Source organism: Streptomyces sp. NPDC020996 (genome assembly GCF_040641355.1).
Classification (GTDB): Bacteria; Actinomycetota; Actinomycetes; order Streptomycetales; family Streptomycetaceae; genus Streptomyces.
In genome coordinates this window covers 16,111-30,702 of sequence record NZ_JBFADM010000082.1, presented here as the reverse complement: position 1 = coordinate 30,702, position 14,592 = coordinate 16,111, and the positions used below count along the sequence as shown (strand labels likewise).

Genomic DNA, 14,592 nt, shown 5'->3' with positions numbered 1-14,592 from the left:
ACCACCTCGGCCGACTCGGCACCGACAGCATCGCCCTGTGCTTCGGATCAAGCAGCTTCTTCGGAGGACCCTCCTTCGACACAGAATTCGTCGCGGAGGCCGCATCGCACTCCCACGACACGCCGGTCTACACCGCAGCCATGGCCATGACGGCCGCACTCAAAGCCGCCGGTGTCCGCCGGCCACTGGTGATGATGCCTCCCTGGTTCACTCCCCCGACCTTCGAGGCGACCGAGAAGTACCTCACCGCGGTGGGCATCGAGCGCATCCGCATCGCCCAGTTCGACCTCGGCCCACAATGGGCGGCCATTCCCCGGTACAACGCCTTCGACGAGGGCGCCCGATGGGCCGTGGATCCGCACGACGTCCACCGCCAGACACTCACGGCGTTCAAAGACGCCGAGGACACCGCCGTCGACGGCATCCTCGTCCCAGGCAGCGGATTCCGCACACAGGATGCGGTGGTGCCGCTCGAACAGGAACTGCAGATCCCCGTCATCACAGCGAACCAGTCAGTCCTGTGGTACGGCCTCAACCAGGCCACTCCCAAGCCGCGGACAGACACGGGACACCACCCCCACGGCAGCCTCTTCACCCTCCCCCTCCCAACAAACAAACCACAATAACAAAAACCCAGACAACCCACGCAGACCACCCACCAACACGAGGTTCCCCCGAGATGCGGGGACAGGTGACAGCAGGTCAGATAGGCCTCACGAGAGGGGCTCTGACGATGCCTGCTCCGAGGAAGTACCCGCTGGAGTCGCGTGAGCGTGCGGTGCGGATGTACCGCGCTTCCGAGCCGAAGCCCGTGATCCGCCGCATGGCCGAGGAACTCGGCGTGTTCGTGCGGCACCACATCAACATGCTCGGCCGCTACTCCTCTTCCGGCTCCCCGACCCGACGGGCGGTTTGCGCCCGCTGCGAGACAAGGGCAGCAGCAAGGAGGCATGACCGCACCCCGTCTCCAGGCGGACTGTACGCAGCGGTGCCCGTCAGCACTCCGGCTGCGGGTGGGACTGACCTGCCTGCGGCGCCACCGCTGCCGTGGCGTCGTAGGCGGCTCGGGCCTGAGCGATCGTGCCGCGGTGCCGCTCCGCCCACTCCACGAAGCCGGTCAGGTAGGAGTACAGCTCTCGCGCCATGGCAGTGAGGCTGTACTCGACCTTCGGCGGCACGGTGGGATGAACGATCCGTGTCAGTAGACCGTCGCGTTCAAGTCTGCGCAGGTTCAAGGTGAGCATCCGTCGGCTGATGCCTTCGATGGAACGTTCCAGCTCAGTGAATCTGATGGGGCCACGGGCGGCGGCGACCAGGATGCTGATGCTCCACTTGCCCGCCACATGGTCGATCACCTCGACGAGCGGACACGCCTCGGCGGTGACCTCCTCGGACACATGCGTGTGACTGCGGGACATAAAAGTGCCTCCTTCCCTCACAGGTCATGGTTACAGAAGATGGCTGCTGTAACAAATAGTGCACCAAAGGGAGGTTCGAACATGTCCCCGTCTGTCGCAAGGGCGACCGCATCGCCGTGGCTGACCGTCGTCTTGCTCTGTGTCGGCCAGATGATGATCGTCTTGGACCAGAACATCGTGAACGTGGCACTGCCCGCCGTGCAGGGTGGTCTCGGGCTCTCCCCCGAGAACCTCGTCTGGGTGGTCAACGCCTATGTCATCCCGTTCGGCGGGCTCCTGCTGCTGGCCGGACGGCTCGGTGACCTCATCGGGCGGAAGGCCGTGTTCCTGACGGGAATCGCGCTCTTCAGCGCCTCCTCCGTGCTGTGCGGCGTCGCGACCAGCGAGACTTTGTTGATTGCGTCCCGTTTCCTCCAGGGGATCGGTGGAGCGGTCGCCTCCGCCTGCATCCTCGGCATGGTCGCGACCGTGTTCTCCGATCGTCGCAAGCAGGCCCAGGCCATCGCTGCCTACAGTTTCGCCTCCGCCGGCGGCGGCGCGGTCGGACCACTGCTCGGCGGCGTCCTCACCGAGCTGCTCAGCTGGCACTGGATCTTCTTCATCAACGCGCCGATCGGTGCCACCCTCGTTCTGGTCGGCATGCGAGCGCTTCCCGGGGACCGCGGCGAGGGTATGGGCAAGGGCACCGACTTCCTGGGAGCCTTGCTGGTCACAAGCGGAATGATGCTCTTGGTGTACACCATCGTGGACGCTGAGCGAGTCGGCTGGGGAGCAGCCCAGACCCTACTGCTCGGCAGCCTGACCCTCCTGTTGCTGACCGGGTTCGTCGTCCGCCAGGCCACAGCCGCAAAGCCACTGCTGCCGCTGGGTCTTTTCCGCTCAAGGAGCCTGGCGGCGGCCAACATCGTCCAGTTCCTGATGATCGCCGGCATGTTCGGCCTGTTGTTCTTCGGCACGCTCTACCTACAGCGCGTGCTGACGTACAGCTCGCTGCAGGCCGGTATCGGCTTCATGCCCATCGCCGTGGTGATCGCCGTGGTGTCTCTCGGCCTTTCGACCCGGCTCATCACCAGGTACGGCCAGCGCGCGATGGTCCTGCTGGGGCTCGCCCTCATCGTCGGGGCGTTCGTCATGCTGTCGTACGCCCGCGTCAACGGCGTCTACCTGGTGGACTTCCTCCCAGCCAGCATCGTCATGGGGCTCGGCTTCGGCCTCGCCGCGCCGGCCATCATGGGGCTCGGCATGACTGCCGTTTCGTCGGCCGAGTCCGGCATCGCCTCCGGACTGTTCAACACCACTCAGCAGATCGGGGGCGCAATCGGCCTGACCGTGCTCAGCGCGTTCGTCAGCGCGCGCACGAACAGCCTCATCACCGCGGGGAAGACCGAAGCGGAATCGCTGGTCGGCGGATACCACGTGGCCTTCCTGGCCGCCGCCGGATTCACACTGGCCGCCTTGATCATCGGCGCCGGCCTGCTCAAGGCCACACCGTCCGCAGGCGTGAAGCAACAAAGCATGGCATCTTCCGAACACGACGCCTCGGTCTCCTGACCAGCAGAGGTCACCCCGGTCCCCACCCCATTTCAGCGTCTGCTGTTGCCCGGAACAAGCAGGCTGGTGGGTTCAGCGACACATGCAGCCCGATCTTGCGCTCGCGCAGTTCGGCACCGATAGTGACCAGCCAGCAGCTGCCCCGGCAGGAGCGGGTGCAGGTCTATACGTCGGCGTCCCGCGGACATGGGGCGCCGGTGTGCATGTTGGATGAGGCGCCGCTGATGACGGAGTCGAGCCTGGCCCGGGCGTGGATGAGGTCCGCGATGCGCCGGTCGAGGTGGTCACGTTCCGCGGCCAGGCGCTGGAGGAGCTCGGGGGTGGCCTTGCCGTCGATGACGCAGGGCGTCAGCTCGGCGATGGCCTTGCTGCTCAGTCCGGCGGCGTAGAGCTGGCGGATGAGGCGGACCCGGTCGACGGCGTCTTCCGCGTAGTGGCGCTGGCCGCTGCCACTGCGCCCGGCGGTGAGCAGGTTCTGTTCCTCGTAGTAGCGCAGGGCTCGGGTGGTGACACCCGTGCGGCGCGCGAGTTCACCGATCCGCATCCCCGCTCATCTCCTCTGTGCGCTGTGCGTCACACGCACTTGCCTTTCACGTCAACGTCAAGTTTTACGGTAGCTCATGCGCCCGCCAGTGGGCGAAAAGCCTTATTGAGTCCCGTACGGGGATGAGTTGAACTGACGAACGGAGTGTCCATGAGTGAGGACACTGCATCGGCCCGGCGGATGATCGGCGTCGAGGAGCGCGCCTGGACTCCGGAACCACGCCGCGCCCTTCTGCGATGGGGCGGGGAGGCGACCGTCAACAAGACGAGCAGCCGGGGGGAGGTGAACCTGCGCCTGCTCGACGTCGGCGAGGAACGCCTGGCCCGGATGAACGCCAGTGGCGTGGATATGGAGGTCCTGTCCGTCACGACGCCGGGGACCCGGCCCCTGCCCCGCAGGTCGCCGTCCCACTGGCCCGTGAGGCCAACGACGTACTGGCCGACGCGGTACGCCGCCACCCCCACCGATTCGCTGCCTTCGCGACATTGCCCATGTACGGCCCGCAGGCTGCCGCCGCGGAACTCGAGCGAGCGGTCAGCGGTCTTGGGCATGCCGGCGCGATGCTCTTCCCGCGCACCGGCGAGACGTTCCTCGACCACGCCGACTTCCGCCCCGGGTTCGAAGCCGCCGTTCACCTCGGTGTGCCGCGGTACATCCACGCGGCCATGCGGCCCCGAAATCTCATCGACACCGCGTACAGCGGCTTCGGCGTCATGACACTGCGCCTGATCCTCGCCGGGACCCTGGACCGGCACCCGGACCTGCAGATCATCCTCGGCCACTGGGGCGAGATGCTCGTGCCCTTCGCCGACCGCGCTCATCTGCTCAGCACCGCTGCCCCGCATCTGCAGCGTCGCGTCCTGGACTACATCACCGGCAACCTCGCCGTCACCGCCGGCGGCCTCCACAGCCACCACATGCTCGGTGCGGCCGTGGACGTACTGGGCCCCGACCGGATCACGTTCGGCGCCGACTGCCCCTAAGGCGCCCCCACGGCCAGCGACGGTCAAGAGGACCGCGGCCTCGGCGGTGTCGACTCTCGCGGCGCGTTCGGAGGCAAGGGCGGCGCCCGCGCCTTCGTCGGCCGCGCCCCCTCGACCAACGGGGCCGGGACAAGCTCGGCCATCGCAACGCCGAACGCATCCTCCGTCTCCCCCGGCCCGTCACCTTCTGAAAGGCAGACACACGTATGACCACGTACCCCACGACCGGCCTCTCCGGGCCCACTCTCACTGCGACCGTGTCCGTCAAGCCACTCGTGCTGAATGCACCGCAGCGCGGTGAGGACCTGCACGTCCGCGTCACCGCCCCCACCACCGGTACCAGCCTGCCCGTCGTGCTCTTCGCCCACGGCTTCGGCTCGAACCTGGACGGATACGCCCCGCTGGTCGATCACTGGGCATCCGGCGGCTTCATCGTGATTCAGGCCACCCATCTGGACTCCAAGCGGCTCAACCTCCCCGCCGATGACCCTCGCCGACCTCAGATGTGGCGCTACCGCGTACAGGACATGCGGCGCATCCTCGACGAACTCACCACCCTGGAGGCGGCCGTGCCGAGCCTGTCCGGCCGCATGGACCCCAGCCGCATCGTCGCGGCCGGGCACTCCTTCGGCGGCCAGACCGCAGGCATCCTGACGGGTCTGCGCGTCACGGACCCGCAGACCGGTGCCGCCGAGGACCTGTCTGACGCCCGGGTCATGGCCAGCATCCAGCTGGCCACCGCCGGCAAGGGCGGCGACGAACTGACCCCCTTCGCCCACGACAACCTTCCCTGGCTGCGCGATCAGGACTTCTCCCACATCACCGCCCCGGGCCTCGTCGTCGCCGGAGACAAGGACGATCTCCCGCTCTCCACCCGGGGCCCGGCCTGGACGGCCGACCCATACACCCTCAGCCGCAGCAACAAGAGCCTCCTGACGGTCCGCGGCGGCGAGCACTTCCTCGGTGGCATCTCCGGCTACCAGGCGGCGGAGACCACCGACGAGAACCCCGACCGTGTCGCCCTCGTCCAGCAGGTCACCCTCGCCTACCTGCGACACGTCACCGGAGCCGACCACACCGACTGGAACAACGCCCAGGCCGTCCTCACGGGCAGCCACCCGCTGGGACACCTCGAATCCAAGTGAGCACGCAAGGGGCGGCTGGGTCGCACGCCGCGCGTCCTGCCGTACGTTCGGACCCATGACGCACGCCCTGAGATCCCAGCCGGTGGCCCAGTGAGCGGCTGGTGGGCCTGTCCGGCGGAACGGACCCGCCGACAGGTCGACGCCGACGTGCTGCGGGATCACCGACTGTCGGCGGTCAGATCCGTCTGGGAGGCACTGCCTCCGTTGGGGGGTGGGCCTGCGCGAGGCCGAGCAGGTGGTTCACTCGCGATACGAGGTCCTCGGTGACCGAGTGCAGCGCACACCGCCCGATCCGTTCGACGTCCCCTCACTCGCAGCCCGTGCCGCGGCTCTCCCCGGCCGGGTGGCTGCGGTGGAGGCTTTGTGGGACGGCGATACCGTGCACGACTGGTTCGTGCTGTTGCTCGCGGTCTCCAACTCCCCGGAGGGGGAGGGCCACCTGGCCGCCTTTTACCGCCGCCATGGCGGTTCTCCCCATGGCGTTGCCGCCGCCGAGGCCGGCCGCGCGCTGGCCGCCCACCTTGGCGTGCCGTTCCACTTCGCTTCCCCGGACGTCCCGGATGACGTCGCCCCGCGCTGGCGGACGGTCCAGCGGCTGACGGAAGGGTGACCAGGTCCGTGGGCCGCGGCGAGGGCCGGCTGCCGGGCGCCTCCCGTTCTCGGGTCCTGCCGGCCGGGGCGGGTGCGGGCAGAGGCCGGTAGGCGTCTTCACCGCGAGCCTGCCCGATCGTGTGGAACAGAGGCAGGGCAGAAGACAGGCGCCCTGGAGGCCTGCGTGCTCATGCCCGGCAACGGTAGAACGCAAGAGCGGAGGGGGCAGCCGTTTTCGTGCCCCCTGCCGTGGCGCGCCGGTGTCGGATGGGCTTGTCGGTGCCGGCGCCCTGTCCGTCCGGTGGGTGCTGTTCTCCCGCCACCGTAGTTCTGCCCATGATCGCCGGCTCCCGGCCGCGGCTCCGATGTGGGAGGCGTCTCAGCAGCGGGGCTCCAGCACCTCCAAGGCGCCGGTGGCGGTGTCGTAGCTGCGCAGGGTGGTGAGCTGGACCGTCAGCGGTGGCGCCGGCAGCAGCTCAGGGACCCTGCGGCCGGCGAAGGCACCAGGGCGCCGGGTTCGGCCGAGGGTGACGTGCGGGCTCCAGCGCCCAGGGGCGTGGAAGGGGCTGAGGGTTCCGGGCGGGCTGTCGGAGGCCACCGCCTCCCACACCTGGCGGTGCAAGCCGGCCAGTTCGGAGTCGAGGTCCAGCGCCCAGGCCAGCACCGAGGTCGGCCGCTCGAAACGGACCACGCCGGTGAAGTGCACCGGCAGCGGCAGGGCGGCGGCCACCTCGGCGAGCTCCCAGCGGATCGGACCGGTCAGCTCCGGACAGGCGGCCAGGGTGAGGTGCGGGCTGTTCGTCGGTGAGCGGTGCCGCGCCTGACTGGGCAGCCCCGCGTCCGCCAGCCGCCGCCACGCCTCCCGGACCGCCAGTTCCGCCGCCTCATCCAACAGAAGCTCGACCGTGCGCACCACCGCAGCCTACCGGCGGTGCGCCTGCGGTACCGCCGCCGGCCGGGCGGCGGTGCCGTGGCATCGCGGGCGGTGTGTACCGTCCGGCGCAGCAAGACGTCGCCGCTGCTTGACACTGGTGTCGCTCCGACACGACATGCCGCACGAGCTGTGTCCTTGCGATCGTTCTGTGTCGTGGAGCGCCGGGCGGCGTCGCGCTTGTCCCAGATCAAGGTCAGCACGTCGAGCCCGGCGGTCCAGTCGGCTTCGAGGCCGGCCGCAGTGCCGGCGAAGCAGGTGTGGCCGGACTTGGTCGACGCCTGCCAGTCCTCGTGGACGAGCATGGGGCAGCGACTGCGCGCACCCGGTTGTACGGGTCTGTACGGGTCGCCGCAGCCGGCAGCGGCTTGTAGGTGTGGGGGCGCGGCCCTGGTCCGCGGGCACGCCGAGGCAGCCGGATCGTCGAAGCCGTCCGCCGCCACGCGGCATTCTGCTGGGGCGGCGGACGGCCTCTCGCGTGCCGTGACTACGAGAGGACCACCGCGTCACCAGCCGATACGACCCGGGCCGTCGTCGTCGTGCCGGAGCATCGGCCTGGCGGGCATGCGACTGCGCCGCAGACACCGCACCACGACTCCAGACCCGGCCGCGGCGAAGGCCCCGGATCCGATCGGCCGCGACTTCACCGCCACCGAGCCGAACATGAAGTACGTCGGTGACATCACCTGTCTCCCAGTGGACGGCGGGAAGTTCTTCCATCTGGTCGCCCTCATCGACCTCTCCTCACGCCGCCTGGCCGGCTGGGCGATCGCGGACCGCATGCGAACCGGTCTCGTCATCGACGCCCTGGCCACTGCCGAGCGCACCGGCGGCAGCTTCGCCGGAGCGGTCCTGCACACCGATCATGGCGCCCAGGGCGGATTCAGCCGGCCTTCGCCGACGCCTGCCGCAGGGCCGGTGTCGGCCGGTCCGCCTGAGACCGTTCGCTCAGTCGCCCGAACCTCGCGAGGCTTCTTCTCCGTCTCGGTCACAGCCTCAGCCCCGGCAGCCGCCCTCTGGCCAGCTTCTTCTGGCACCTCATCAGCATCCCAGCCGAGTAGCGGGCCGCCGGCAACGAAGGCCTGGACTTGGGGTCTCGTCCGCGAATGATCCGCTGCTGCGACCGGGCCGAGCAAGGCCGGCCGGCGTCCGGCGTGGTGGTCCGGTGCTGCCGGGAAGTCCTGAACATGCCGGTTTCGCCACGTGCCGCGCTCAGGACGTGCCCGAATGCCGGCAACAGCTCACCGGGGTCGAAATCCGGGAGCCATTCGGTCATGGTCCGGGGCAGGATGCCTCTGTGAACCATGTTCTGTGCGGGCTTGCCGCCAACGTGAGCTTGCCGTCCGAACTGGTCGACCGGCTGATCGCGGTCGCGGACGCGGACATCGCCGCGGTCCTCGCCGATCGCGCGGACCTCAGCCATGCGCAGGCGCTTGCGCTGGCCTCGCGTGTCGAGGAAAGCGCTGTGCGGCTGGCGTACGCGAGGCGGCTGACCGCCGCCGACGTCGATCCCGTGGCACAGCCGGACGTCGCGCTCGCCCTGCTCGGGGAGCGTGCCGGACGCCCGGAGTGGGCGCGCCTCTTGGCGACGGATCCGGTCGTGGAGCGCCGGGAGAAGCTGGCCGCCTGCCCCGGTCTTGTGCCCGACGCGGTGGAGATGCTCGCCGCGGACTCGGACGTGCGGGTCGTGGCGGAGCTCGCGCTGTGGACGACGCCGGACATGGCCGCCAGACTTGCGGGGCATCCGCATGCCGAGGTCCGCCGCGCGGTGGCGGCCAACGATGCGACGCCCCCGGCCGTGCTGGCGGCGCTGCTCACCGGACAGGGGCTGCCTCCGGCGCGGTGGTGCCTGGTCTGCGACCGGGAAGCGACGCCGTTCGTGCACGATCCGCAATGCCCGCGGGTCGACTGTGCTCTGCTGCCGGGTGCCCGCTGCGACGGCTCCCACGAGTCCACCGTGCACGAGACGCAGCGGATGGCGCTGGGGAACCCGGCCACACCCACCGAAGCCGTCGTCAGCTTCGCAGAGCACTCTTCGCCGCTGCTGCGCCGTGCGCTCGCCATTCGCCCCGGTCTGCCGCCGCAGGTGTGCGGACGACTCGCCGTGGATCCCCACCCAGCAGTCCGGGCCGACCTCGCCGAGAATCCATCGATCGACGACGCCCTGATCCACGCGCTGGCCAACGACCCCGACCACGACGTGCGGCGCCGGCTCGCCCACAACCCGCGTGTGCCGCTCGACGTGCTCACCCACCTGACCGGCGCCACCCGGACCGGCGCCACCCTCCTGCCGCGGATCGCCGCCGCCTCCCCCGACGAGGTCGAGGAACTCGCCCAGTCGCCGAACCCGGCCGCGCGGATGCTCGTGGCCCAACGGCGCGATCTGACACCCGTGGTACGCAACGCGCTGGCCACCGACCCCGACGCGAAAGTGGTCAAGTCGATCGCGCCGCACCCGGGCCTCTCCGAAGCCCGACTGCGCGCCATGCTGGACCGGCACGGAGTCCAGGTCGCTGCCAAAGTGGCGGCGAACCCGGACGCGACCCCGGCGCTGCTGGAGGACCTGGCCCGGCACAAACCACCGGCACAGAAAGCGCTCCGCGAAGTCGCCCAGCATCGCCATGCGACGGCCCCGGCGCTGCTCGCCTGTCTGGCAGACACGAAGGCGAGGCCCATAGCCGCCGGACATCCGGCTCTCCCCCCTCCGGTCATCGCAGAACTGCTCACCGACGCCGCCTGGCGGGTGGTGGAAGCGGCGGCCGCCAACCCGTCGCTACCGCTCGCCGTGATGTCGGATCTGCTGCCCCAGCTGCGGCTGTGACTGCCCTGTCCGCCGACTCAACGCTCGACGCCGCCAGTTCAAGCACCGACTCGCCAACCGAAGCGCTCCGTCACAGGTCCAGGCTGCGAGCTGTTCGAGGCGTGGCTTCTACCGTCGAACTCCAGGTGCTCGACGTCGGTGTAGCGGACCTCCTCCAGACTGCCGGCACGGCGGCCGTGATGGTCGGCGGGCCCGGTGAGCGTCATCGGGCCGTGCCGAAGTCCTGCGTCCAGTAGTTGCCGGGCTGTGCCACCCCCACACCGATCTCCTTGAAGCCGCAGTCCAGGATGTTGCGCTTGTGGCCGGCGCTGGCCATCCGTCCCGCCATGACCTGCTCGGGCGTGGAGTACCCGTACGCGACGTTCTCGCCGTAGGTGCTCCAGACGTAGCCCGCGCGCGCGATCCGCTGTCCCGGGTCGGACCCGTCGGAACCGGTGTGCGACATGGTGTTGTGGCTCGCCATGTCCGCGCTGTGGGCCTGGGCGGCCTGCGAGAGCTTCGCGTTCAGGGTGACCGGGGAGCAACCGACCTTGGCACACTCGCTGTTGACCAGGGCGACCACGCGGGCGACCGCGGCGGACGCGGGGGTCTCCGTGTCGGCGGCGGGGGCCGTGGTCGCGGACGGCTTCGGTGCGGCGGTTGTCGGCGCGGGGGGCGCGGCGGTCGGCTTCGGCTCGGCGGTGCTCCTCGTCGGGGCGGGCGGGGGCGTCTTCGAGACGGGCGCCTTGGGCTTCTCCGGGGCGGGCGCCGCAGTCCCGGGAGAGGTCGTCGGCGAGGCCGAGGGCGAAGCCGTCGTCGTGGGCTTCGCGGTCCGGACGTCCCGTCCCCGGTGCCCGCCCCAGGACGCCTTCCATCCGCCGGTCCAGGAACCGCTGGACGTGGCGGTGACGGCCTCGGCTCCTTGGTCACCCATGCACGCCATGGCGGCCGACGGCACCGCCACCGCGCCCATCGCCAAAACGGCGACGGCTATGGGCCGGCGGCGCGTCTTCCTGCGGTGCTTCCGGTGGTTCCTCATGCGGACCTCCTCCGGTCGACTCTCCTTGCGCCTCCCGCAGGCCTGGTTTCGTACAGACACTGGCCTTGACCTGCGGGGACGCCTTGCGGAGCCGTCATTGTCGAAAGCCGCGTGAGCACACGGCAACGAGGGCTTCCACTACCTCGCCCAGTACGGAAGGGGCACCCTTGAATCCGGCCCGCGATTGTGCCGAGCCGCCGCACCGGATGCCGACGACGCCTCACACCCCGTCATAAGGACGGAAGAGACGGTCCGACGGCTTGGTGGCTCGTGACCAGCCGGTGACCCCGGCCGAGGTGCCGCGTATGCCCGCTTCCATGCGCCGGATCCGCCCATGTCGCCCACACGTCATCTACTGTCTGGGCACGTTGCCAAGGAACGAGGACGTGAGGGAAGTCACCTCCTTTCCCCACAACCGGCGTCCGGCATGCCGGGGTGTGGTCAGGCGGCGGTGACCGCGCGCAGGAGGGCGTCGAGGCCGTCGGCGTAGATGCCGTGGAAGAGGGCCACGGCCTCCTCATCGCCGACGCCGGACCATTCGACCCGGGACGTTTCCGGCTCGCCGGGCCGTCGGCCCTCCCCACGCGGGCGCTCGCGCAGCTTTGCCTGGCCCGCCCTTCACCGTCGCTGGTAGCCGAGGTCGATCCGGCTCTGCTTGCCTGCGGCCGGCCGTTTGTGCTGTGCCTCCTCGTTCTCCAGCACCTGGAGCAGAAGCCGGGCGGCCATCCGCCAGTCGTCATGGCGGTTTGCCGGCACACAGGATCCGCGTACCAGTTCCGGCACGGTGTCCTGCGCGACTGGCTCGACGCACCCCCTGGCCGCCTGGGTAGCCTCTCAGCTCAACTCAGTTGGGGGCAGTTGGGGGTCTTGGATGGTCAAGATCAGCAGCCGAGGGTTCGTCAGGACGCGCGGCCCTCCTTGGCCCGGACGCGGTCGCGCTGCGCTGCGACCGGCGCGCCGAGGACGGCTGGTAATCCGGCCCTGGCCCACGGACCACACGACCCCCGGGCGGGCCGCACGCCGGCCCCGGACAGGCGAACCGGAGACAACCCCGGGTGATCGAGCACGCCGACACCGACACCGTCGTGGACCTGGGCGCGTCCGGCGACGGCATCGGCGACGCCCCCGCCTTCAGTGCTCGTCGAAGAAGATCTCCTTGACCTCGCGCAGCGCGTAGTAGACCAGCACGTACCCAGCGGCCGGGTCAGCCCACCACAGGCCGGCCAGCGAGTTCAGTACGAGGCCCAGCAACACGGCGGCGGCCAGCAGGCCGTCGATCAGGGTGACTCGGCCCTCCGTCTTCAGCACCGGGTTGTCCAGTGCGGTGCCGGTGCGTGCCTTGCCGGCGGCGAGCGCGAACATGACCGCGGCCGTCACCGCCGTCCAGCCAATGCCGAATGGCGAGTGGTGGGGCTGGAAGCCGGCGGCCAGTACCCAGGTGGACTGCACCAGCAGGTACACCGCCAGTAGCCCGAAGCCGAAACCGATCAGCCTCAGCGCACGGCGCCGGCGGTCCTCTCCGGTACCGGACAGCTCCCAGATCACTACGGTGGAGGCGCCGATCTCGATCAGGGAGTCCAGGCCGAACCCGGCCAGCGCCACAGACCTCGCCGAGATCGCCGCGAGGGCAAGCACCACGATGCCGATCACGTTCCAGCCGAGGGTGGCGTACTCAAGAGCGAAGCCGCGGCGGAGAAGCGTCCGGCGGGCGGTGTCATCGGTTCCGGTCACCGCGAGATCCTCCCAAACCGCCTGTCCGCCTGCCCAGGGCGGCTCGCAGGGCTCCTTCGTGCGCACGAAGGCCGGAGAAGCATGGGAATGGTCCTGGACCGCCGCGAAGGGCGGATCACTCATCGTGCACTCGCCGTCACGGGAGGGACCGGTACCCGGCGCAACGCGCGTGGGCGGATGCGTCGGCACGCACGGGATGCCAGGGGCAGGTCCTACGGCTGCACGTTCGCTGTGGCACGCTGAGCCGTCCGCGGCAGATGTGTTCCCGAAACGTAGGTCCTGGTGGTGTGCGCATGAGTGTCCCTCTCGGCTGGCTGCTGCGGCGTCCCGAGCTGCGTCTCAAGGTCCTCGCCGGGACACGTCACCAGGAACGTGAGGTGACCTGGGCGCACAGCATCGAACTCGCCGATCCGAGCCCGTGGCTCGGAGGCGGCGAGCTGGTGCTCACCACGGGCCTGCGCCTGCCGGAGGATCCCCAGGCCCGTCACGACTACGTCCGGCGGCTGGCCGACGCCGGTGTCGCCGCGGTCGGCTTCGGCGTCGGCCTCTCGCACGGCCGGGTGCCGGCCGAGCTGATCGAGGCTGCCGAGGAGGCTGGGCTGCCGCTGCTGGAGGTACCGCTGCGCACACCGTTCGTGGCCGTCACCAAGGCCGTCATGGAAAGGCTGGCCGAGCAGCAGTACGAAGGAGTGGTCCAGGCATCTCGCATCCAACCGCGGATGACCCGGGCCGCGCTGGCCGGCGGTGCGCAGGCGGTGGTGAGGGAACTGGCCGTCTCCTCCGGCACACATGTGGCGTTCCTGGATTCCGAAGGGCGGGTACGGGCCTGTCATCCGCCGGACGCAGCGGTGCCGGCCCTCGACGAGGTCACCGGCCAGGGTCCGGCTGTCCGAGCGGCCGCTTCGGTCAGCAGCGGACCCGACGGCGTGGTCGCCGTCCAGCAGGTACAGGTGGGTCCCCGCGCGCACGGCCGCCTGGTCCTGGTGGCCGACCGGCCGCTGACCGCGGTGGACCACCTTCTGCTCGGCCACGCGGCGTCCCTGGTCGCTCTGGAGGCGGAGAAGCCGGTGCGTGTGCGCGACGAGCAGCGCCGCCTGAACGGCACGATCCTGCGGCTGCTGCTGGAGGGAACCATCGCGTCTCAGGCCGCCCGGGACCACCTGGTCGAGGCCGGATTCCCGAGCCGTGACGGCGTCCGCGTCCTGGCGCTGGAGGACGGCAGTCCGCGAGGAACACTCGCGGCGGTGGGCGAGGCCCTGGACGAGCGGGGACTGCCGCTGTTCGGAGCTGTGCTCGACGGCGCCGTCGTGGTGCTGCTGCCGGCGGGCCACGCGGCGACGGCCCAGGCGGTCGTGAGCGAACTCGCCGACCGGCAGAAGGCGCGTCCGGCTGCCGGGCTCAGCGCGGTGCACGAGCTGGGGGACGGGCCCGCGGCCCTGGCTGAGGCCCTCAGCGCTCTGTCGGCCGCCCGGGCACGGGGCGGTGCGGACGTGGTGCACTTCGCGTCCCTCGCCGGCCAGGTTCTGGTCACAGAGCCGCATACGAGGGCGGTGCTGGAGTCCCTGTCCGTCGCCCGGCTGGGTCCGCTGGCCGCGTACGACGACGCCAACGACACCGAACTGCTCGCTTCCCTGCGGGCCTTCCTGGAGCACAACGGTCAGTGGGAGGCTGCTTCCGCCCATCTGGGTGTGCACCGGCACACGTTGCGCGCCCGCATGACACGCGTTCAGACGTTGGTCGCCGCGGATCTGGAATCCGCCCATGTCCGGGCGGAGCTTCTGCTGGCGCTGACGGTGTGGCAGGGATCCGGGGCGGGGGGTGACCCCCCCACACCCCCCGCCGCGTCCGCCTAGCTGCGG

Annotated in this window: 14 protein-coding genes; 8 read left to right on the top strand and 6 right to left on the bottom strand. The window is 70.2% G+C overall.

The features are described 5' to 3' along the window. Positions 1-626, top strand: a 626-nt coding sequence (locus AB0G63_RS35320) for a hypothetical protein (RefSeq protein ID WP_360758864.1), incomplete at its 5' end; no start/stop codon positions are given. Positions 627-995: 369 nt separating this feature from the next. Here AB0G63_RS35320 and AB0G63_RS35315 read toward each other — a convergent pair. After that, positions 996-1,418, bottom strand: a complete 423-nt coding sequence (locus AB0G63_RS35315) for a helix-turn-helix domain-containing protein (RefSeq protein ID WP_360758862.1) — start codon at positions 1,416-1,418, stop codon at positions 996-998. Positions 1,419-1,499: 81 nt separating this feature from the next. Between AB0G63_RS35315 and AB0G63_RS35310 the strand changes: the two genes are divergently transcribed. Then, the gene (locus AB0G63_RS35310; protein WP_360758861.1) at positions 1,500-2,969 is read left to right on the top strand and encodes an MFS transporter; all 1,470 of its coding nucleotides are present in this window, start codon (positions 1,500-1,502) and stop codon (positions 2,967-2,969) included. A 163-nt stretch (positions 2,970-3,132) separates the two neighbouring features. On the opposite strand, the gene AB0G63_RS35305 is transcribed toward AB0G63_RS35310, so the two are convergent. Further along, complete coding sequence (locus tag AB0G63_RS35305) at positions 3,133-3,513, bottom strand: MerR family transcriptional regulator (protein ID WP_360758859.1); 381 nt, start codon at positions 3,511-3,513, stop codon at positions 3,133-3,135. Positions 3,514-3,749: 236 nt separating this feature from the next. Between AB0G63_RS35305 and AB0G63_RS35300 the strand changes: the two genes are divergently transcribed. From AB0G63_RS35300 to AB0G63_RS35290, 3 genes are all read left to right on the top strand, one after another. Continuing rightward, a complete protein-coding gene (locus AB0G63_RS35300; RefSeq protein WP_360758857.1) occupies positions 3,750-4,496 on the top strand; it encodes an amidohydrolase family protein in 747 nt (248 codons plus the stop codon). 206 nt (positions 4,497-4,702) lie between these two features. Further along, complete coding sequence (locus AB0G63_RS35295; RefSeq protein WP_360758855.1) at positions 4,703-5,641, top strand: chlorophyllase; 939 nt, start codon at positions 4,703-4,705, stop codon at positions 5,639-5,641. Positions 5,642-5,852: 211 nt separating this feature from the next. After that, positions 5,853-6,251, top strand: a complete 399-nt coding sequence (locus tag AB0G63_RS35290; protein ID WP_360758853.1) for a hypothetical protein — start codon at positions 5,853-5,855, stop codon at positions 6,249-6,251. A gap of 360 nt (positions 6,252-6,611) precedes the next feature. Here the strand turns inward: AB0G63_RS35290 and AB0G63_RS35285 are convergent, their stop codons facing one another. Both AB0G63_RS35285 and AB0G63_RS35280 read right to left on the bottom strand, forming a co-directional pair. Next, positions 6,612-7,145 (bottom strand): 2'-5' RNA ligase family protein, encoded by a 534-nt coding sequence (locus tag AB0G63_RS35285; RefSeq protein WP_360758851.1) that lies wholly within the window; start codon positions 7,143-7,145, stop codon positions 6,612-6,614. A 524-nt stretch (positions 7,146-7,669) separates the two neighbouring features. Further along, positions 7,670-7,897 carry a hypothetical protein gene (locus AB0G63_RS35280; protein ID WP_360758872.1) on the bottom strand — a complete coding sequence of 76 codons (228 nt, stop codon included), beginning with the start codon at positions 7,895-7,897 and terminating at the stop codon, positions 7,670-7,672. On the opposite strand from AB0G63_RS35280, the gene AB0G63_RS35275 reads away from it, so the two are divergent. Next, entirely contained in the window at positions 7,827-8,273 is a 447-nt protein-coding gene (locus tag AB0G63_RS35275; RefSeq protein ID WP_360758870.1) for a DDE-type integrase/transposase/recombinase, read from the top strand. The two genes, AB0G63_RS35280 and AB0G63_RS35275, sit on opposite strands and share 71 nt — an antisense overlap. A gap of 187 nt (positions 8,274-8,460) precedes the next feature. Continuing rightward, positions 8,461-9,984, top strand: coding sequence for a hypothetical protein (locus AB0G63_RS35270; protein ID WP_360758868.1), 1,524 nt, complete (start codon positions 8,461-8,463; stop codon positions 9,982-9,984). Between the two features lie 202 nt (positions 9,985-10,186). Here AB0G63_RS35270 and AB0G63_RS35265 read toward each other — a convergent pair whose 3' ends face one another. Then, positions 10,187-11,002, bottom strand: coding sequence for a CAP domain-containing protein (locus tag AB0G63_RS35265; RefSeq protein ID WP_360758849.1), 816 nt, complete (start codon positions 11,000-11,002; stop codon positions 10,187-10,189). A 1,131-nt stretch (positions 11,003-12,133) separates the two neighbouring features. Then, positions 12,134-12,733, bottom strand: coding sequence for a cation transporter (locus tag AB0G63_RS35260; protein ID WP_360758847.1), 600 nt, complete (start codon positions 12,731-12,733; stop codon positions 12,134-12,136). Between the two features lie 293 nt (positions 12,734-13,026). On the opposite strand from AB0G63_RS35260, the gene AB0G63_RS35255 reads away from it, so the two are divergent. Next, positions 13,027-14,586, top strand: a complete 1,560-nt coding sequence (locus AB0G63_RS35255; RefSeq protein WP_360758845.1) for a PucR family transcriptional regulator — start codon at positions 13,027-13,029, stop codon at positions 14,584-14,586. The last annotated feature ends 6 nt before the right edge of the window (positions 14,587-14,592 follow it).